This is a genomic window from Ornithinimicrobium faecis (assembly GCF_023923225.1).
In the GTDB taxonomy this organism is placed as follows: domain Bacteria; phylum Actinomycetota; class Actinomycetes; order Actinomycetales; family Dermatophilaceae; genus Ornithinicoccus; species Ornithinicoccus faecis.
Genome location: NZ_CP099489.1, coordinates 740,823 through 759,506 on the forward strand (window position 1 = coordinate 740,823; position 18,684 = coordinate 759,506).

At 69.8% G+C, this 18,684-nt stretch carries 21 protein-coding genes; 15 read left to right on the forward strand and 6 right to left on the reverse strand.

Annotated features, from left to right (window positions below):
* Nucleotides 1-17 precede the first annotated feature (17 nt).
* Nucleotides 18-797, forward strand: a complete 780-nt coding sequence (pstB, locus tag NF556_RS03350; protein WP_252594090.1) for a phosphate ABC transporter ATP-binding protein PstB — start codon at nucleotides 18-20, stop codon at nucleotides 795-797.
* Between the two features lie 49 nt (nucleotides 798-846).
* On the opposite strand, the gene NF556_RS03355 is transcribed toward pstB, so the two are convergent.
* Genes NF556_RS03355 through NF556_RS03370 form a run of 4 tightly spaced genes read right to left on the reverse strand, consistent with a single transcriptional unit; the run spans nucleotide 847 to nucleotide 5,753 of the window.
* Complete coding sequence (locus NF556_RS03355; RefSeq protein ID WP_252594091.1) at nucleotides 847-1,806, reverse strand: NUDIX hydrolase; 960 nt, start codon at nucleotides 1,804-1,806, stop codon at nucleotides 847-849.
* A 17-nt stretch (nucleotides 1,807-1,823) separates the two neighbouring features.
* Nucleotides 1,824-4,055, reverse strand: coding sequence for an RNA degradosome polyphosphate kinase (locus NF556_RS03360; protein ID WP_252594092.1), 2,232 nt, complete (start codon nucleotides 4,053-4,055; stop codon nucleotides 1,824-1,826).
* A 32-nt stretch (nucleotides 4,056-4,087) separates the two neighbouring features.
* Entirely contained in the window at nucleotides 4,088-5,029 is a 942-nt protein-coding gene (gene mshD / locus NF556_RS03365) for a mycothiol synthase (RefSeq protein WP_252594093.1), read from the reverse strand.
* A gap of 4 nt (nucleotides 5,030-5,033) precedes the next feature.
* Nucleotides 5,034-5,753, reverse strand: coding sequence for a winged helix-turn-helix transcriptional regulator (locus NF556_RS03370; RefSeq protein ID WP_252594094.1), 720 nt, complete (start codon nucleotides 5,751-5,753; stop codon nucleotides 5,034-5,036).
* A 92-nt stretch (nucleotides 5,754-5,845) separates the two neighbouring features.
* On the opposite strand from NF556_RS03370, the gene NF556_RS03375 reads away from it, so the two are divergent.
* Together NF556_RS03375 and NF556_RS03380 are read left to right on the forward strand one after the other, a co-directional pair.
* A complete protein-coding gene (locus NF556_RS03375; RefSeq protein ID WP_252594095.1) occupies nucleotides 5,846-6,625 on the forward strand; it encodes a hypothetical protein in 780 nt (259 codons plus the stop codon).
* A gap of 159 nt (nucleotides 6,626-6,784) precedes the next feature.
* Nucleotides 6,785-7,282: a heme-binding beta-barrel domain-containing protein gene (locus NF556_RS03380; protein WP_252594096.1), complete on the forward strand. Its 498-nt coding sequence runs from the start codon at nucleotides 6,785-6,787 to the stop codon at nucleotides 7,280-7,282.
* A 66-nt stretch (nucleotides 7,283-7,348) separates the two neighbouring features.
* On the opposite strand, the gene NF556_RS03385 is transcribed toward NF556_RS03380, so the two are convergent.
* Nucleotides 7,349-8,458 carry an LCP family protein gene (locus NF556_RS03385; protein WP_252594097.1) on the reverse strand — a complete coding sequence of 370 codons (1,110 nt, stop codon included), beginning with the start codon at nucleotides 8,456-8,458 and terminating at the stop codon, nucleotides 7,349-7,351.
* Nucleotides 8,459-8,502: 44 nt separating this feature from the next.
* On the opposite strand from NF556_RS03385, the gene ygfZ reads away from it, so the two are divergent.
* From ygfZ to NF556_RS03430, 9 genes are all read left to right on the forward strand, one after another.
* Nucleotides 8,503-9,567 carry a CAF17-like 4Fe-4S cluster assembly/insertion protein YgfZ gene (ygfZ, locus tag NF556_RS03390; protein WP_252594098.1) on the forward strand — a complete coding sequence of 355 codons (1,065 nt, stop codon included), beginning with the start codon at nucleotides 8,503-8,505 and terminating at the stop codon, nucleotides 9,565-9,567.
* A 24-nt stretch (nucleotides 9,568-9,591) separates the two neighbouring features.
* Complete coding sequence (locus NF556_RS03395; protein WP_252594099.1) at nucleotides 9,592-10,431, forward strand: beta-keto acid cleavage family enzyme; 840 nt, start codon at nucleotides 9,592-9,594, stop codon at nucleotides 10,429-10,431.
* Between the two features lie 137 nt (nucleotides 10,432-10,568).
* The gene (locus NF556_RS03400) at nucleotides 10,569-10,979 is read left to right on the forward strand and encodes a helix-turn-helix domain-containing protein (protein ID WP_252594100.1); all 411 of its coding nucleotides are present in this window, start codon (nucleotides 10,569-10,571) and stop codon (nucleotides 10,977-10,979) included.
* A gap of 60 nt (nucleotides 10,980-11,039) precedes the next feature.
* Complete coding sequence (locus NF556_RS03405; protein ID WP_252594101.1) at nucleotides 11,040-12,272, forward strand: hypothetical protein; 1,233 nt, start codon at nucleotides 11,040-11,042, stop codon at nucleotides 12,270-12,272.
* A gap of 62 nt (nucleotides 12,273-12,334) precedes the next feature.
* Nucleotides 12,335-13,318 carry an asparaginase gene (locus tag NF556_RS03410; protein ID WP_252594102.1) on the forward strand — a complete coding sequence of 328 codons (984 nt, stop codon included), beginning with the start codon at nucleotides 12,335-12,337 and terminating at the stop codon, nucleotides 13,316-13,318.
* A 3-nt stretch (nucleotides 13,319-13,321) separates the two neighbouring features.
* Nucleotides 13,322-13,747 (forward strand): D-aminoacyl-tRNA deacylase, encoded by a 426-nt coding sequence (gene dtd / locus NF556_RS03415; protein ID WP_252594103.1) that lies wholly within the window; start codon nucleotides 13,322-13,324, stop codon nucleotides 13,745-13,747.
* Nucleotides 13,748-13,829: 82 nt separating this feature from the next.
* Nucleotides 13,830-14,159 carry a DUF2516 family protein gene (locus NF556_RS03420; protein WP_252594104.1) on the forward strand — a complete coding sequence of 110 codons (330 nt, stop codon included), beginning with the start codon at nucleotides 13,830-13,832 and terminating at the stop codon, nucleotides 14,157-14,159.
* Nucleotides 14,156-14,977 carry an alpha/beta fold hydrolase gene (locus NF556_RS03425; RefSeq protein WP_252594105.1) on the forward strand — a complete coding sequence of 274 codons (822 nt, stop codon included), beginning with the start codon at nucleotides 14,156-14,158 and terminating at the stop codon, nucleotides 14,975-14,977. Before NF556_RS03420 ends, NF556_RS03425 begins: the two co-directional genes overlap by 4 nt.
* 12 nt (nucleotides 14,978-14,989) lie before the next feature.
* On the forward strand, nucleotides 14,990-15,460 hold the full coding sequence (locus NF556_RS03430; RefSeq protein WP_252594106.1) for a phosphomannose isomerase type II C-terminal cupin domain: 471 nt from the start codon (nucleotides 14,990-14,992) through the stop codon (nucleotides 15,458-15,460).
* A gap of 11 nt (nucleotides 15,461-15,471) precedes the next feature.
* On the opposite strand, the gene NF556_RS03435 is transcribed toward NF556_RS03430, so the two are convergent.
* The gene (locus tag NF556_RS03435; protein ID WP_252594107.1) at nucleotides 15,472-16,296 is read right to left on the reverse strand and encodes a class I SAM-dependent methyltransferase; all 825 of its coding nucleotides are present in this window, start codon (nucleotides 16,294-16,296) and stop codon (nucleotides 15,472-15,474) included.
* 97 nt (nucleotides 16,297-16,393) lie between these two features.
* On the opposite strand from NF556_RS03435, the gene mshA reads away from it, so the two are divergent.
* The 3 genes from mshA to NF556_RS03450 are packed head-to-tail and all read left to right on the forward strand — an operon-like array spanning nucleotide 16,394 to nucleotide 18,634.
* On the forward strand, nucleotides 16,394-17,671 hold the full coding sequence (gene mshA / locus NF556_RS03440) for a D-inositol-3-phosphate glycosyltransferase (protein ID WP_252595691.1): 1,278 nt from the start codon (nucleotides 16,394-16,396) through the stop codon (nucleotides 17,669-17,671).
* Nucleotides 17,668-18,216: a YbjN domain-containing protein gene (locus NF556_RS03445; protein WP_252594108.1), complete on the forward strand. Its 549-nt coding sequence runs from the start codon at nucleotides 17,668-17,670 to the stop codon at nucleotides 18,214-18,216. The genes mshA and NF556_RS03445 overlap by 4 nt, the downstream gene beginning before the upstream one ends.
* Nucleotides 18,203-18,634 carry a hypothetical protein gene (locus NF556_RS03450; protein ID WP_252594109.1) on the forward strand — a complete coding sequence of 144 codons (432 nt, stop codon included), beginning with the start codon at nucleotides 18,203-18,205 and terminating at the stop codon, nucleotides 18,632-18,634. The genes NF556_RS03445 and NF556_RS03450 overlap by 14 nt, the downstream gene beginning before the upstream one ends.
* Nucleotides 18,635-18,684: the final 50 nt, after the last annotated feature.

The window sequence follows — 18,684 nt, forward strand, 5'->3', positions numbered from 1 at the left end:
CCCCTGGAGAGCAACTCATGTCCAAACGCATCGACGTCAACCACCTGAACATCTTCTACGGCAAGTTCCAGGCCGTGAAGGATGTCAGCATGGTGATCGAGCCCAAGTCGGTCACCGCCTTCATCGGCCCGTCCGGTTGTGGCAAGTCAACGTTCATCCGCACCCTCAACCGCATGCACGAGGTCATCCCCGGCGCCCGCGTCGAGGGAGAGGTCAGCATCGACGGCAAGAACCTGTATGGCCGCGGCGTCGACCCGGTGGACGTGCGCCGCGAGGTCGGCATGGTCTTCCAGCGACCCAACCCCTTCCCCACGATGTCCATCCGCGACAACGTGCTGGCCGGGGTCAAGCTCAACAGCAAGCGACTGTCCAGGAAGGCCGGCGACGAGCTCGCCGAGCGGTCCCTGCGGGGCGCCAACCTGTGGAACGAGGTCAAGGACCGGCTCGACAAGCCCGGCTCGGGCCTGTCCGGTGGCCAGCAGCAGCGACTGTGCATCGCCCGGGCGATCGCGGTCCAGCCGCAGGTGATTCTGATGGACGAGCCCTGCTCGGCCCTGGACCCGATCTCCACGCTGGCCATCGAGGACCTGATCAACGAGCTCAAGTCCGACTACACCGTCGTCATCGTCACCCACAACATGCAGCAGGCGGCCCGCGTCTCGGACCGGACCGGCTTCTTCAACCTGGAGGCGACCGGCCAGCCCGGCCAGCTGGTCGAGTTTGACGACACCCAGAAGATCTTCAACAACCCGACCCAGAAGGCCACCGAGGACTACATCTCCGGTCGCTTCGGCTGATCGGCTGATCCCGACTCGATTCGGATGGGTCGGCGCCACCACCGCTCGGTCAGGACGAGGGGCGGTGGCGCTCGACGTCCACGACGCGTGCCCCGTCACCGGTGCCGGCGATTTGGACGGCCAGGACCTCACCCTTGTCCAGCCCGTTCCTGGCCAACCGGGTCAGCATCCGTGCGCCGTGCCCGTCCGGGGCCTGCCCGGCGAGGTGGCCGAGCAGGTCTGGCAGCACCGGGCCATGTGTGCACAGAGCCGTCCCCTCGCCTCGCTCAACCACCTTGCGCAGGTGCTTGACCGCCTTGGCCGGCCCCTCGGCATACCCCTCCTCGGACAGTCCCCTGCGCTCGGTGAGGGGCAACCCTGAGTATGCCGAGTAGTGAGCCAGCGTGTCCGTGCACCGTAGCGATGGTGAGGTCAGCAGGTGCTGGGGGCGGTAGGCGTGCAACAGGGCGACCAGCCGATCGGCCCGCCGTGCCCCGACCGGTGTCAGGGGCCGCTGCGGGTCCGGACCCTTCCAGGAGCCGCGACCGACCGCCACGGCATGGCGGACGATGAGCAGGGTCCAGGTGTCGAGCAGTCCCTCGGAATGGGCCTCGGTCGCGGCGTCGAGCTGCTCCCGGTCGCGCCGATAGGACAACCGCTCCCGGGCCTGCGCGGCGTCGAGCCAGGTGACCTCGTCGATCTCGTGCTCCAGGGCGCCGCTGCCGCCGCAGACCGTCCCCGCCCAGTAGCGCACCTGCTTCAGCTGCGGGCGGCCGTCCTTGGTGCCCAGGCCATACCAGGAGGTGGGCAGGGGAGGCCCGAGGCGCACCTCCAGACCGGTCTCCTCGAGCGTCTCTCGGGTTGCCGCGAGGGCCCACTCCTCGCCGCGCTCGAGCTTGCCCTTGGGCCAGGACCAGTCGTTGTAGCGCGGGCGGTGAACGAGGGCGAACTGGAGCCGGCCGTCCTGCACCCGCCACGGCAGGACGCCGGCGGCGCGCACGAGGACGGCGCGTTCGGTCTGGGTGGCCACCGGTGGGGTCCTGGCTGTCAGCGGCGGCGGCCCGGCCGGCGACGGGTGCCGTAGGCCGCGATCAACTCGGTGTGGATGTCGGTCAGTGGCAGGCCGTCGGAGGACAGGTGGTGGCGGTGCCACTGGCCGTTGCCGTCCAGGTGCCAGCTGGCCACCTCATCGGACATGCCACGGTCCAGCAGGGAGCCGAGGGTCTTGACCTGGTCACGGTCGGTGATCTGCACCAGCGCCTCGACCCGGCGGTCCAGGTTGCGGTGCATCATGTCGGCGGACCCGATGTAGATCTTGGCGCTCTTGCCGGTGCCGAAGGCAAAGACCCGGGAGTGCTCGAGGAAGCGCCCGAGGACAGAGCGGACCCGCATCGTCTCGGACAGGCCCGGGACCTCGGGTCGCAGCGCGGAGATCCCGCGGACCCACACGTCCACGGACGCACCGGCCATCGAGGCGCGATAGAGCGCGTCGATGATGGCCTCGTCCACGATGGAGTTCACCTTGATCCGGATGCACCCGTCGGGACCCTTGGCGGCCTCCTCCTCGATCAGGGACACCAGCCCGGAGCGGACCGAGCGCGGGGCGACCAGCAGGCGCTTGAACTTGGACTTCGGGGCCATCCCAGAGAGCTGGTTGAACAGTCGGGTCAGGTCCTCACCGATGGTTTCGTCGGTGGTCAGCAGGCCCAGATCCTCATAGAGACGCGCGGTCTTGGGGTTGTAGTTGCCGGTGCCGATGTGGCAGTAGCGTCGCAGCGCCCCCTTCTCCTCGCGCACCACCAGGCAGAGCTTGGCGTGTGTCTTCAGGCCGACCATGCCGTAGACCACGTGCACGCCGGCGTGCTCGAGCTTGCGCGCCCACGTGATGTTGTTCTCCTCATCGAAGCGCGCCTTGATCTCCACGACCGCCAGCACCTGCTTGCCGCTGGCGGCGGCGTCGATGAGGGCGTCGATGATCGGGCTGTCACCGCTGGTGCGATAGAGCGTCTGCTTGATGGCCAGCACCTGGGGATCGTTGGCCGCCTGCTCGATGAAGGCCTGCACCGAGGTGGAGAACGAGTCATAGGGGTGGTGCAGCAGCACCTCCCCGCCGCGCATGGCCGCGAGGATGTCGGACGGTGCCGCTCGCTCCACGGGGGCGAGGGCGGGGTGGGTCGAGGGCACGAAGTTGGGATAGCGCAGTTCGGTGCGATCGAGGTCTGCCACCGTGTTGAGCGCCGTGAGGTCCAGGGGCGAGGGCAGCCGATAGACCTCTGAGTGGTGCACCCGCAGCTCGCGGGTGAGCAGGTCCAGGACGTGGTCGTCCATGTCCTCCTCCACCTCGAGGCGGACCGGCGGTCCGAACCGGCGTCGGGTCAGTTCCTTCTCCAGGGCCGTGAGCAGGTTCTCGGCGTCGTCCTCCTCCACCTCAACGTCCTCGTTGCGGGTCACCCGGAAGGTGAAGGTCTCGTGCACCTCCATGCCGGGGAAGAGGAACTCCAGGTGGGCCGCGATGAGTTCCTCGAGCAGGACATAGCGGTTGAGATAGAGGTCGTCGTCGTCGGACAGCTCGATGAACCGGGGGAGCAGTGGCGGCACCTTGACGCGGGCGAAGTGCTCGTGCCCGGTCTGCGGGTTGATCAGGATGACCGCCAGGTTCAGGGACAGGCCACTGATATAGGGGAACGGGTGGGCGGGGTCCACGGCCAGCGGCGTCAGCACGGGATAGACCGTGCTGCGGAACATGTCCCCGAGGCGTTCCTGCTCCTCCTTGGTCAGTTCGTCCCAACGGACCAGGCTGATGCCCTCGTTGCTCAGGGCCGGCCCCACGACATCGCGGAACAGCATCGAGTGGCGCCCCATCAGCTCGTGGGCGCCGACCGAGATCTCGTCGAGCACCTCGCGGGGCTCCAGCCCGGAGGCGGACCGGGTCGCGATGCCGGTGGCGATGCGGCGCTTGAGTCCGGCCACCCGCACCATGAAGAACTCATCGAGGTTGCTGGCGAAGATCGCCAGGAAGCGAGCTCGCTCGAGCAACGGGAGGTCGGCGTCGCCGGCGAGCTGCAGCACCCGCTCGTTGAACTGCAGCCAGGAGACCTCGCGGTCCAGGAACCGGTCCTCGGGCAGGCTCTGTGGGTCCCCCGGGAAGTCCCCGTCAGAGGGGACGGCGCTGATGAACCGGCCGTTGGAGGCCCGGGGTCGCTGCGCACGGATCGTGGGCAGCGGCACGACGGAGGAGGACTCCACGATGTCCGGAACCGGCCGGGGATTGGAGGTCATGAGGACCAGTGTGCCACCAGGAAGGGTGCTGCTCAGGTGGTGGCGGGGGCGGCATACATTACGTCGATCGCGGAGCGCTCGAAGCCCAGCCGGTGGTAGGTCGCCAGCGCCGGATCGTTGTCCCCCTCGACGTAGAGCGTGGCGCTGCCCAGCCCACGGTTGCGCAGGTGGTGCAGGCCGACGAGGGTGGTCACCTTGCCCAGGCCACGGCCCTGGTATGCCGGGTCGACCCCGACGACGTAGACCTCACCCGACGTGGGGACACTGTGTCCCGGCTCGGCCGGCTCGACCTTGGTCCAGTGGAAGGCCGCCAGGTCCTCGCCCTCCTCGATGAGCAGGAAGCCCTGGGGGTCGAACCACGGCTCGGACGTGCGCTCCTGCAGGTCGGCGAGCGTCATCCGACCCTGCTCCGGGTGATCGGCGAAGGACCGTGCGTTGACGTCCAGCCACCGCTGCTCGTCGCGGCCGATCTCGAAGGGACGCACGGTGAAGCCCTCTGGCAGGTCCACCTCCGGCAGCTCGGACCACTCTCCGCGCAACGGCCGGGTCATCTGCCACAGGTCGCGCACCGAGTCCAGGCCCAGGCTCTTGAACAGTGCCTTGGCTGCCGGCAGGTCGCCGTGGGCCCAGAACCGGGTGCCCGGCCAACGCTCGAGCACCTCGGTGGCCAGGGCCCGACCGTGACCATCGTGTCGGTGGTCGGGGTCCACGACGATCTCCGCCGCGGGCGGGTCGGAGTGCTCGACATGGGCATAGGCGATCACACCGGGGCGCGGTGTGTCGGGGTTCTGCTCGACCACCAGGTGCGTCGTGTGGGCCTCGCCGGACGGGGAGCCGGGCAGGCGGCGCACGTCGAGCACCGTCTGCTCGGACAGTGGCCGGACCCCGTCGTGGGTCGCTGCGCGCACGGCCAGGGCCAGCACGTCTGCGGACTGGGTCGGCTCGAGGTGATCATCAGTCGCCGTCGGCTGCATCGGGCTATTCCACCACGTCCCGGTCAGCAGTCGAGCGAGCTGGTCCGGAAAGGCGGTAACCGACGTTGCGGATCGTGCCGATCAGGGACTCGCGCTCGGGGCCGAGTTTGGCGCGCAGACGCCGGATGTGGACGTCCACCGTGCGGGTGCCCCCGTAGTAGTCGGTGCCCCACACCTCCTGCAGCAACTGCTCACGACTCATCACCCGACGGGGATGAGCGACCAGGAACTTCAGCAGCTCAAACTCCTTGAAGGTCAGGTTGAGCGGTTCCCCTCCGGCGCGGACCGTCCAGCTCGCCTCGTCGACGACCACATCGCCAGCACGCAGCGGGGCATCCTCGCTCTCCGATGGGCCATCCTGAGCCGCAGGCACCTGGGCCGTCGCCCGCTGCAGTCGTGCGGCCAACTCGGCTGGCCCCGCACCGGAGAGCACAAAGTCCGAGACGGGCCACTGGTGGTCCAGTGCCGCCAGGCCGCCCTCGGAGAAGACCGCCACGACGGGTGCGCCGAGGTGCATGGTGGCCAGCGTGCGGGCCACGATGCGGGCCTGGACCAGGGCGCGGGTGGCATCAAGCAGCACGAGGTGGGGTGGTGGTCCAGTCAGCAGCGCCGCCGGGTCGAGGTCCAGGACCCGCAGCTGGTGGGGGAGGAGCTCGAGTGAGGGCAGCACCGTGGCCGGCGCGTCTGCGGCGCCACCGGGGGTCAGAAGTGCCAGGTCGGCCACTGCGCCAGAATAGTCGGCGCGCGATGCTGCCCCTGACGCCAGTGCCACGCCGTGGGTCTGTGTTGGGCAGGCTCAGTGGCACGATGTTCCCTGTGCCGACCCGCAGACCACTGATGCCGCCCTCCATCGAGGTTGCCGTCATGGTGTGCTGCGCGGCGTCGGTCGCCTCCCTCGCGGCACTGGCGGGCCCCTTCGTTCTGGCCCTGGCGCTGTGGATCGCTGGCGCGGTGGTGTCCTGGGGCTGGGCGGGGATGTTGGCGCTGCCGGCACCCAAGGGCACCGCGGCGATCCTGTATGCCGGGTCGCTGGCTCTCGTCCTCAGCCCCCTGGTGAGTGCGGAGCGGCCGATGCTGACCTGGGTGGCAGGCGCGTTGGCGCTCGCCCTCATCGCGGCCTTCGTGCACCAGTTGATGCGGGTCGACGGACGCCCGCGCATCGTGGAATCGATCAGCTCGATCGCCCTCGGGCTCGGGGTGATGACGTGTGGCGTGCTGCTGATCCCGCTGAGCTCCACCGCCGAGGGCGCGGCGTTGGTCGTGGCCACCGTCGTGGGCGCTGCGGCCAGCTCGATCAGCGACATCCTCGGCCACTGGAAGCCGTTGCGGCCCTGGCTGGTGCCGCTCGCCCTGCTCGTGGGTGGCGGTGCTGCAGCCCTGGTGGCCGTGGGTCTGGGCATGCAGTGGAGCATCTTCCTGCTCTCCGGCGTGGTGGCCGGCGCGGTGAGTCATGCGCTGCGCAGCGTGCACAGCACCCTGCCGACGATGGCGCACCCACGACCGCGCCTGGTGATGGCCATCTGTTCACTGCTGGTCACGGGGCCGGTCGCCTATGCCGTCGCGCTGGCGCTGCTCCCAGGCTTCTCGCTCGCCTGACCCCCGCTCGCGCCGCCGCGCGCCCGACTGACAGCACCTCCCGGTTCTGACAGCCTGCCGTTCCAGGCTCCAAGAACCGTTTCGTGCTGTCAGTGCGCACACGTTCCGAGTGCACGTTCGCCGTGGCAGGCAGCCCTCGGCACGCCCTACGATGGAGTCGTGGCTTTTGAACTTGATCCGAACATGCCCTCCGAGCTCGCACCCCTGGCCTGGTTGATTGGCCGCTGGGAGGGAGCCGGAGTCGTCGGCTATCCGACCATGGAGTCCAAGAACTTCGGGCAGGAGATCGAGGTCAGCCATGACGGCCGGCCGTTCCTGCGGTGGGAGTCCAAGGCCTGGATCCTGGACGACGACGGCAACAAGGTCCGTCCCGCCGGCACCGAGCTCGGGTTCTGGCGTCCGCTGCCGGACGGCGAGGTGGAGCTCCTGCTCACCCACCCGACCGGCATCGTGGAGCTCTATTTCGGCAACACCAGCCCGGCGAAGATCGAGCTGCGCACCGACAGCGTCGTGCGCAGCCCGCACGCCAAGGAATACACCGCAGCGCACCGCCTCTATGGGCTGGTCAACTCCAACCTGATGTGGGTGATGGACATGGCGGCCATGGGCCAGCCCCTCACCAGCCACCTGTCTGCGGAGCTCAAGCGCGTCGGCTGAGCGGTCCGCCGACGTCGTTGTCCACGCGCGTCGGCTAGACAGTGGGCCCCTCGGTCAGACGTCCGGTCAGCCGAAGCCCTGCTTGGGCGACACGTCATCGGTGTAGTCCGCCATGGTGTCGGAGCGCAGGTGCTCGCGCAGCACCTCCAGTTGCGCCTCGTGGGGGATCACGATTGACCCGGCGTAGTCGTCACTGCCGATGCCGCTCCACGGGGCGGTCACAAAGTTGATGTCGCCGCCGCGCACGTTGCGCATGGACCAGCCGAGGTCACGCATGTCGCCCACCGCGAAGCCGTCGTCGACGGTCAGGTTCTGGGTGCCAGCGTCGACCACGTCGGCCAGTCGGGCCGGGTTGGTGAAGGTCTCACGGGTCAGCACCTGGAGCATCAGAGCCTTGATGAAGGCCTGCTGGCGCTGACCGCGGGAGATGTCGCCCTGGCTGAGGGCATAGCGCTCACGGACGAACTTCAGGGCCGTCTCGCCATCCATCCGCTGGGTGCCCTCGGCGAAATCGGGGCTGGCCTCGGCCACGTTGACCTCGACGCCACCGACCGCGTCGGTCAGCGACTTGAAGCTCTCGAAGTCAGTGATCACCACGTGGTCGATCGGCACGCCGACCAGGGGCTGGAGCGTCTGCACGAGCAGCGGTGTGCCGCCGAAGGAGTAGGCCGCATTGAGCTTGTTCTTGTTGTTCGAGCCGGGGATCTCCACGAAATAGTCGCGGGGGAAGTGCACCAGGTCGACGCGGTCACGGTCGTTTGAGATGTGCATCAGCACCATCACGTCGGAGCGTCCACGCTCGGCGTCCACGTTGCGACTGTCCGAGCCCACGACGAGGATGTTCAGCGCGTCGCCTGCCTCCTCGGCGCGCTCGGGCGGCGTGGTCGGGGTGACCTCGCTGTCCTCACCGCGGATCGGGGAGTCCGGCAGCGGCAGCAACTCGGCGTGGGTGACGTTGTTGCTGACCCGCCAGTTCAGGAAGGCGACATAGCCGGCGACCGCAGCGATCGACACCAGGGCGAGCGTCACGACCGTGACGATGGCGATCCGCAGGCCACGGCGCTTGCGCCTCGGGCGGGTCGTCGGCTCTGAATCTTCGACGGAACCAGCGCCGTCGAAGATGTCGTGGTCATCTCCGGCGGCGTCCCGCGGCGTGTTCTCGTGATCCCCTGCCATGAGGCAGATAGTACGTGCCCAGACTGGAGAGATACCGTGAATGCGTGACACACCCCAGCAGTCCGACCACCGATCCCCAGACCCAGGAGCCCGCGACCTGGCAGAGCCCGCTGCTCCAGCGCCCCGGCGCGGTCGCCTCCACCGCCGTTGACGCCGGCGTTGCGGCCCACTATGGCGACCCCCACCGCGAGCAGCGCCTGCTCGTCGAGGGACTGGCGGTCGTCGACCTGTCCCACCGTGCGGTGCTCACCATCACCGGCCCGGACCGACTCAGCTGGCTGCACTCGCTGACCAGCCAGGCGCTGACCAACCTCGCGCCCCGCACGTCCACCGAGACGCTCATCCTCACGCCCAAGGGCCACATCGAGCACGCGCTCAACGTCGTCGACGACGGGGAGACCACCTGGCTGATCACCGACCCCCGGACCGCTGGTGCTGCGCAGACCTGGCTCGACTCGATGCGCTTCATGCTGCGCGTGGAGGTCGCTGACCGGACCGAGGACTTCGCGGTCGTCGGCGAGCCGGTGGCCCGCGAGTCCGTCGAGGGCGAGCACCTGGCCTGGGTCGACCACTGGCCCGGGCCGGTGGGTGACACCGCCTGTTACGGCCCAGAGGAGGACCACCCCGGCAGCAGCCGACCCTGGCGTGAGGTGCTGGTCCCACGCGGCGAGCTCACGGCATACGTCGGGGAGCGCCCGCTGTCGGGCACCTGGGCCGCCGAGGCCCTGCGGGTCGCGGCCTGGCGTCCGCGGGCCGGTGCTGAGACAGACCACCGCACGATCGCCCACGAGCTGGACTGGCTGCGCTCTGCCGTGCACCTGCACAAGGGCTGCTATCGCGGGCAGGAGACGATCGCCAGGGTCCACAACCTGGGGCGTCCACCGCGGCGGCTCGTCTTCCTGCACCTGGACGGCTCCGGGCACACGCTGCCCGAGTCGGGTGACGAGCTGAAGCACGGCGACAAGGTCGTGGGACGGGTGACCACAGTGGCGCGACACTACGAGGACGGCCCGATCGCACTGGCCGTCATCAAGCGCAACACGGACCCGACCGCAGTGCTCACGGCAGGCCCGACGAGTGCCGCGCAGACGGTGGTCGTCCGGCCCTGACCCCGGCCTGGCAAGATGCGGGCCATGGCCGCCTCAACGCTGATCACGGTCGCTCCCACGGGAGCAGAGACCGCCAAGTCCGACTTCCCGCAACTGCCGACCACGCTCGAGGAGCTGGTCGAGACCGCTGTCGCGTGCCAGGAGGCGGGCGCTGGCCTGATCCACGTGCACATCCGCGACGCGGAGCACGAGCCCACCCTGGACGCCACGCGGCTGCGCGACACGGTGCAGGCGCTGCGCGAGCAGACTGACCTGGTGGTCCAGTTGTCCACCGGCGGGTCGGTGCACGACCCGCTCGAGTCCCGCCTGCAGGTGTTGGACGCCGAGCCCGACTCGTGCAGCCTCACCTGCGGCACGACCAACTTCGGCGACAACGTCTTCCTCAACCCTTATCCGTTCATGAGCCAGCTCTATCGCCAGGCCCAGGAGCACGAGGTGGTGCCGGAGTTTGAGTTGTTCGACCTCGGGCACGTGCACGCGCTGCGCCGGCTCATCGACGAGCACGGGCTGCCCCACGGCGGCAAGGTCCACGTCGACTTCGTGACCAACGTGCCCGGCGGCATGCCCGGCACGATCGAGGCGCTGGTTGCCGGGATCCAGGCCCTGCCGGACGAGGTCACGAGTTGGTCGGCCACCGGCATCGGTCGAGCCCACCTGCCGATCGCTGCAGCGGCCCTGGCCGCGGGCGGACACCTGAGGGTCGGCATGGAGGACAATCTGATGTTGGCCCGCGGACAGCAGGTGCAGCACAACAGTGAGCTGGTCTCGCGCGTTGCTGAGTTGGCCACCTTGATGCAGCGACCGCCCATGTCCACCGAGGACGCCCGTGCACTGCTCGGGGTCAAGGAGCGCCGGCAGCGCTGACCGACCGGATCAGTATGCCGAGGCGCAGGCGAGCGAGCCCGTGCCAGGGCCCGGTCGGGACAGTGTGGCGAGGATCTCACCGCTCATGCGCTAACTGAGTTTGCATCCTGCTTGCAGTTGCAAGCATACTGGTGAGTATGAGTCGTCTACCCGTCCCCGACCTGGGCCATTACCTGCGTGAGCAGCGTGAGGCTGCCCAGATGTCGGTGCGGCAGGTGGCCAAGGCGGCAGGCATTTCCAACCCCTATCTCAGCCAGATCGAGCGGGGCCTGCGCAAACCGAGTGCGGAGATCCTGCAGCAGATCGCCAAGGGCCTGCGGATCTCGGCGGAGCAGTTGTATGTCCGTGCCGGGATCCTCGACGACCGCGCGGCCGGGACCCCGGTCGTGGAGCCGTATGACGTCACGGTCGCCATCATGGCCGACCAGCGGCTGAACGACCGACAGCGCCGGGCGCTGCTCGACGTCTACCGCTCATTCGTCGGCGACGCGGCCGACCTGCCCACTGACCCCTCCAGCGACCTGTCGGCCGAGCCCAGCGCCGACTGACCCGCCCGTGCCACCAGGCCGGGCCACAGACAGACCACCCTCCAATCGAAGGAGCAGCACATGTCCACCATCAAGCAGATCCGCGACGACGCCGCCAAGGCCGTCGAGACCGTCACCGGCGAGGCCAGCAAGCGTGTCGAGGATGTGACCGCCGAGGTCGCCAAGTCCTCCGCTGCAGCGCGCGCCGAGGCGACCCGTGTCGCCAGCGACCCCACCCCGCTCTACGCCGTTGTCGGCCTGACCGACACGGTGGTCGAGCGTGCCCGTGAGACCGTGAACGAGACCGTCGCCCGCGCCGGCAAGGTCGGCAAGGCCCTGTCGCCGAAGGTCATCTCCAAGACCGTCACCGACCGGGCCAGCGACGTCTCCAAGTTCGCCGAGTCCCTGCCGGGCAAGGCCGTCAACGACGTCACCGAGGGTCTGGGCAAGGTCCAGGCTGGTTACGAGGGTCTCGCCAAGCGCGGCCAGGGTCTCGTCGGCCGCGTCAAGGACCAGCAGGCCACCAAGGACCTGACCAAGCAGGTCAACACTGTTGTCGAGCAGGGCAAGCAGCTGCTGGGCACCGCCTCCAAGGGCGTCACCGACACCCGCAGCGCTGCCAAGGCCACCGTGACCAAGAGCCGTCGTCAGGCCGCTGGCGCCGTTGCCGACGTCGTCGCTGGTGAGGACGTCACGGTCGCCACGAAGTCTGGCTCCGCGAAGTCCACCACCGCAAAGTCCAGCTCGGCGAAGGCCGGCACCCGCAAGTCCGCCGCGACGAAGCCGGCTGCTCGGCGCACCACGAAGACCGGGGCGACGAAGACGGCCAGCAAGAGCGCTGCGACCAAGCCTGTCGCGAAGTCCACGGCCACCAAGTCCACGACGCCGAAGGCTGCCAGCACGTCGGCCGCGACGAAGCCGGCCGCGAAGTCGACGGCCACCAAGAGCACGGCGACCAAGTCCGCGTCGACGAAGCCGGCCGCGAAGTCCACGGCCACCAAGAGCGCCACGACCAAGTCCGCCACGACCAAGTCCGCCGCGACCAAGTCCGCCGCGACCAAGTCCGCCGCGACGAAACCGGCCGCGAAGTCGACGGCCACCAAGTCGACGGCGAGCAAGAGCGCCACGACGAAGCCGGCCAGCTCCAGCTCGGCCAACTCCACCCAGGCGACCGCCAAGCGCACGGCCACCACGGCCAGCAACTCGGTCAACAAGACCGCTGCCGCTGCCCAGGACGTCCTGGCCGAGACCGCCAAGGTGGCCGACAAGGCCGTCGAGGCGACCACGACGACCGCTGCCAAGGTCGGCAACTGACCAACACCCACCGGCCTGACCGGCTGTGGATGACCACTGCGGTGGGGTTTAGGCTCATGGCCGTGACCCCACCGCAGTCGTCGTCTGAGCACCCCCTGCACACAGCCCCCGTCGTGGCCCAGGTTGACCGGTCCGGCTTCGTCGAGTCGGTGCATCACGGCATCGTCGCGGCGACCGGCGCCGACGGAGGCCTGGAGCTCGCGATCGGACCGGTGGACGCACCGATGTTCCCCCGGTCCTCCAACAAGCCGGTGCAGGCCCTGGCCATGCTCCGGTGCGGGCTCGACCTGCCAGACCACCTGCTGTCGCTGGCCTGCGCCAGCCACAACGGTGAGGAGTTCCACCGCGAGGGAGTCCGCGAGATCCTGGCCGGCGCTGGGCTGACCGAGGACGACCTGCAGAACACCCCCGACCGCCCGATCTATCCGCCCGAGCGCGAGCGCTGGATCGCCGAGGGCCTCGCCCCCAGCTCCATCGGGCAGAACTGCTCGGGCAAGCACGCGGGGATGCTCGCCACCTGTGTGGTCAACGGGTGGGACACCGCGACCTACCGCGACCCCGGGCACCCGCTCCAGGTCGCCATGGCCGACACCCTCGCGGACCTGGCGGGAGAGCCGATTGCGGCCACCGGCATCGACGGGTGCGGGGCCCCGGTGATGGCGATCAGCACGGCCGGTCTCGCCAGAGCGTTCGGTCGTCTCGCCTCCGCGTCAGAAGACACGCCTGAGGGGCGGATCGCACGGGCGATCCGCAGCCACCCGGACTATCTGGGCGGCACCGACCGTGATGTCACGAGCCTGATCCGCGCCGTCCCCGGCCTGATCGCCAAGGACGGCGCCGAGGCGGTCTATGCCATCGGACTGGCCGACGGACGCGGCATCGCCCTGAAGATCGCTGATGGCAACCAACGAGCTCGCACGGTCGTGGCCCGCGCTGCCCTGGAGTGCTTGGGGGTCACCGGGGACCTCAGCGCCCTTGACCCCGACCCGATCCTGGGCCACGGCGATCCGGTGGGGACGATCAGCCCCATCGGCCTCGACGCCTGAGTCGTGCGCGCCGTCCTGCAGCGGGTCACCCGGGCCAGCGTGCGCGTGGGGGATCGTGTCGTCGGCGCCATCGAGCGCCCCGGGCTGCTCGCGCTCGTCGCCGCCACGCACGACGACTCGGCGGTTGACGTCGAACGGATGGCCCGCAAGATCGCGGAGCTGCGCATCCTGCCGGACGAGACCTCGGTCCTCGACTCCGGGGCGGCAGTGCTCGTCGTCAGCCAGTTCACGCTCTATGGCGACACCCGCAAGGGCCGACGTCCGGGCTGGTCGCAGGCCGCGCCGAGGCCGGTGGCCGAGCCGCTCGTCGACGCGGTGGCTGAGGCGCTGCGGCAGCGGGGCATCGAGGTGGCCACCGGGCAGTTCGGCGCCGACATGCAGGTGGAGCTGGTCAACGACGGACCGTTCACGCTCGTCGTCGACACCTGACCAGCTGACCCACGCACCCAGCCGGACGGTCGGGTGCGGTCGAGATGACGGGCCACGCGGCGCGGGACCTTAGGCTTGTCCCATGCCGACCTTCTTCGACGTCCAGCAGTGGGTGGGGCTCGCCCTGGGAGCCCTCGCCCTCGGCATCCAGGTCTGGGCGCTCGTTGACGCACTGCTCACCCGCGGTGACGCGTTCGTGGCCGCTGGCAAACGGACCAAGGGTTTCTGGCTGGCCATCACCGGCGTCGCCAGCGCGGTCGGGCTGGTCCACCTCTATCAGCCGTTCGGCATGTTCAACCTGATCGCCATCGTCGCCGCAGCGGTCTATCTGACCGACGTCCGCCCCGCGCTCGCCCAGATCCGAGGCCGTGGCCGCCGCGGAGGATCCCGCGGGTCCTACGGTCCGTGGTGACCCCGCCCCACACCGCTTTCGTGGACGGCCCCACCGGGCCCCTGGAGACGCTCACGGCCGGTCGCGGTGAGCCACGCACCGTCTTCGCCCACGGCCTGGCCGGGTCCATTCCCACCACCCGCCCCTATGCGGGCAAGGTGCCAGGGGCCCGCACGTTCCTGCACTTTCGCGGGCACGGTCGCTCAGCGACCCCTGACGGATCCTGGCCGTATGCCGATCTGGCGGCTGAGCTCTGGACCGTCGCCGACCGCGTGGGCGCCACCCAGGCGCTGGGCATCAGCATGGGAGCCGGTGCCCTGTGTGCAGGCCTCGCCGCTGACCCGGACCGCTTCGAGCGGGTCGTTCTCGTGCTGCCCGCCGCGATCGACCGGCCACGCCAGGATGCCGCGATGGCACGCTTTGCCGCGCTCGCCGCACTGGTCGACGCGGGCGACCGCGAGGGCATCGCTGCGCACCTGCTCGCCGAGGAGCCCGCAGCCGTGCGGGGTGACGCGGGGGCGCAACACTGGGCACGAGAGCAGGCCGGACGGCTGGTCGGCTCCGGGGTTGCCAACGGCCTGCGCTCGCTGCCGGGGCAGGTTCCCGTCACCGACCGGGCGTTGTTGACCCGAGTGACCGCACCCGTGCTGCTGCTCGCCCAGGAGGGTGATGGTGCGCACCCCGACTCCGTCGCCCGCGAGCTGGCCGAGGTGCTACCGTCAGCGATCCTGCAGGTGCTGCCCCCGGGCGGCATCATGTGGCAGCATCGATCTCACGTCCGTGACCTGGTGGGGGAGTTCCTGACGCCTGCTGCGGACCGGACCGCAACCGACCTTTAAGAGAGCACGCCCATGACCGACCCCAGCTCGCCGGCCCGCCATGTCCTGACACCGGAGGAGCTGGCCGATGCTGCCCGGCCCCAGACAACTGAGCCGTCACCGACGTCCTATCGCGACCGCACGCAGGATGTCTTTGTGGTCGAGCGACCGTGGGGACAGTTCCAGCAGTTCGCCACCAACGAGCGGGTGACCGTCAAGACGGTGACGATCGCCCCCGGACAGCGGCTGTCGCTGCAGCACCACGCGGAGCGCAACGAGATGTGGCAGGTGCTGGACCACCCCGTCGAGATCACCCTGGGTGAGCGCACCTGGTCGGCCGAGCCGGGGGAGCTGGTGTGGGTGCCGGTCGGCACCCTCCACCGGATGGGCAACACGGGCGAGCAGCCGGCGCGGGTCCTCGAGCTGGCCTTCGGTGACTTCGACGAGGCCGACATCACGCGGGTGCAGGACGACTACCGCCGCGAGTGCGACACCGAGGCCTGACCTCCGAGCGATCAATCCGCGGGAGCCACTGCCGCCCAGGCGATCTCCAGCTCTCCCAGGCGCCACCGGTGCCGCGTGCCCAGCACCGGCCAACCGCGCGTCTGCAGGTCGGCCACCGTGGCCAGGAAACGCTGCCGCGCGCCGTAGGGCGCGTGACCTGCGGCCCGGGCCCACGCCGCATCGAGGTCGCCCATCAGGTCGTGCACCCGCTCGCCGGGCACGTTGCGGTGGATCAGCACCTTGGGGAGCCGCTCGGCCACCGCTGAGGGCGTCTCGATGTCGCGCAGTCGCCAGGACAGGGTGAGGGAGCGTGGGTCCGGCCGCCCGTCCACGCCGCGGCGCACGTCAACCCAGGAGCCCAGCCTCCCCAGCTCGTTGCAGGTGCCCTCCACGAGCGCCCCGTCGGGAGCCAGCCGACCGACCAACCGGGACCAGGCCGCCTCGACCTGCCCCTCGTCATACTGCCGCAGGACGTTGAACGCACGGATCAGGACCGGTGACCCACCGCCCGGGACAGGCACCTCGAAGCCGCCGAGGGCAAAGGCCAGGTGAGGTGGGTCCTCGTGCGGGGCCGCGGCAGCGACCCGCGCCTGATCGATCTCCAGGCCGACCACGCGCACGTCGGGCCGCACGGCGGCCAGGCGGGTGTGGAGCTCGACCGTGGTGACCGGGTGGGCGCCATAGCCCAGATCGACGACGACGGGGTCTGCAGCGTTGCGCAGCAGGCGGCCATGGGTGTGCACGACCCACCGGTCGACCCGTCGCAAGCGGTTGGGGTTGGTGGTGCCGCGGGTCACCGTGCCGACCGGTCGGGTCGCTCTGATCGCACCAGCCACAGCACCACGATAGGGGTCGTGCAAGACTGAATCGTCAGGGACCACGGTGTGAGGAGTGCGCTGCGTGAGTGAGAGCGACCGGGTGCGTCGGGTGGCGATGCTCAGCGTCCACACCTCCCCGTTGGATCCTCCGGGCACCGGGGACGCCGGCGGCCTGAACGTCTATGTGGTCGAGACAGCCCGCCGGCTCGCCGCGCGCGGGACCGAGGTGGAGATCTTCACCCGGGCCACCGACGGCTCCCTGCCAGAGACCGTGCGGATGGGGCCGGGCATCCTGGTCCACCACGTGCCGGCCGGCCCGTTCGAGGGGCTGGGCAAGGACGACCTGCCGGGCCAGTTGTGCGCCTTCGCTGCTGGCGTGATGCGCACTGCGGCAGGCAGACCCGAGCAGTGGTATGACGTGGTCCACTCGCACTACTGGCTCTCTGGGCAGGTGGGTTGGCTGGCTGCAGACCGCTGGAACGTGCCGCTGGTGCACACCATGCACACCATGGCCCGGGTCAAGAACGCGCAGCTGGCCGAGGGGGACAGCGCCGAGCCCCCCGGCCGAGAGATCGGGGAGGCCCAGGTGGTGGAGGCAGCGAGCGTCCTCGTGGCCAACACCGACGAGGAGGCCGGTCAGTTGGTGCGGCTCTATGACGCCGACCCGGACAAGGTCCACGTGGTGCCGCCGGGGGTTGACCTCGGTGTCTTCCGGCCCGGTGATCAGAGCGACGCGCGGCGCGCCATCGGGGTCCCCGAGGACGCCGAGCTGGTGCTGTTCGTCGGCCGGATCCAGCCGCTGAAGGCCCCAGACGTCCTGATCCGGGCTGCCGCTGAGCTGATGCGCCGCGACCCGACGAGGCGCGACAAGCTGATGGTGGGCGTGCTGGGCGGTCCCTCCGGATCGGGCCTGGCACACCCGGAGTCGTTGCAGGAGTTGGCCGGCGAGCTGGGGCTGGAGGACCGGGTGCGCTTCGTGCCGCCGGTCTCCCGCGCCGAGCTGGCCCAGTGGTATCGCGCGGCCGACCTGGTCACCGTGCCCAGTTATAGCGAGTCCTTCGGACTGGTCGCCGTGGAGTCGCTGGCCAGCGGCACGCCGGTGGTGGCTGCCGCCGTGGGTGGGCTGCCCGTCGCCGTCGGGGACGGCGGCATACTGCTGGACGGTCACGACCCGGCCCTCTGGGCCGACGCCATCGCGGAGCTGCTCGATGATGACGAGCGCCGCCAGGCGCTGGCCGATGCCGGTGTCCGCCACGCTGCCGGCTTTGGCTGGGACCGCACCGTTGACCGGCTCGACGAGGTCTATCGCCAGGCGCGCGTGGATCACCAGCACCTGGGCATCGACGGCGCCCACCACCTCCTGGACCAGGTCCCGAGCATGGTGTCGCCGTGAGTGCCCCCGCGGACGGGGTGGCCGGCGGACTGGACCGGCTGCGGGCGGCGTTGCAGGAGACCGGAGTTGAGTTTGCCGACGGCACCAGGGAGGGCGAGCTCGTCGTCACCCTGCCGGGGGAGCGCAAGCTCAAGACCGTCTGCTCGCTGGTCGTGGGCGTCAACGCAGTCTCGGTGCAGGCGTTCGTGATCCGGCGTCCTGATGAGAACCACGAGAAGTTCTACACCTCCCTGCTGCGTCGCAACCTGCGGCTGCCGGGCATGGCCTATGCCATCGACGGATCGGGCGACGTCTATCTGACCGGCCGGTTGCCGCTGGCCGCGATCGATGCCGCGAGCATCGACCGGCTCCTGGGCACCGTGCTGACTGCGTGCGACGAGCCATTCAACGAGCTCCTCGTGATCGGGTTCCTGACCTCGATGCGCACGGAGTGGCGCTGGCGCCTCTCGCGGGGGGAGTCGACCGCCAACCTTGAGGCCTTCCGTCACCTGCTCGAGGGAACCGAGGACGTGACGGGTGAGTCTGAGGGGCATGGAACTCACTGAGGGTCGGGACCGCTGGTGGAGCGTTGGCCTGCTCGTGATCGCGCTGTTGGTGACCGTCGCCGCGTGTGGCACGGGGGGCGGTGCACAGGCAGGGGACCCCGGGGCGACGACGGGCCCCGGCGAGGACAAGGTCGTGGCGGTCCACGACGAGGTGCGGTTCTATCCCGCCTGCGGCAACGAGGTGCTCCGTTACGAGGGACTCGAGCTCTACATGCTGCTCCCGGAGGAGGACATCGAGACCCTGCGCCTCGGCCACGGCACCTCCGTCCAGGCCCCCGTGGTGGCCCCTCCCGGACCGGGCGAAGACGTGGGCACGTTGACCGTCTATGGCGACGGATATGCCCGGTTCGTCTCCGACAATGGTGAATTCGACGTCTGGCTCACGCCCGAGCACCGCGACTACAACTGGGTCTGCTGACGCCGACACCAGGTCTGCTGGACCTGGTCTGCTGGCCGGGTCACAGCGGC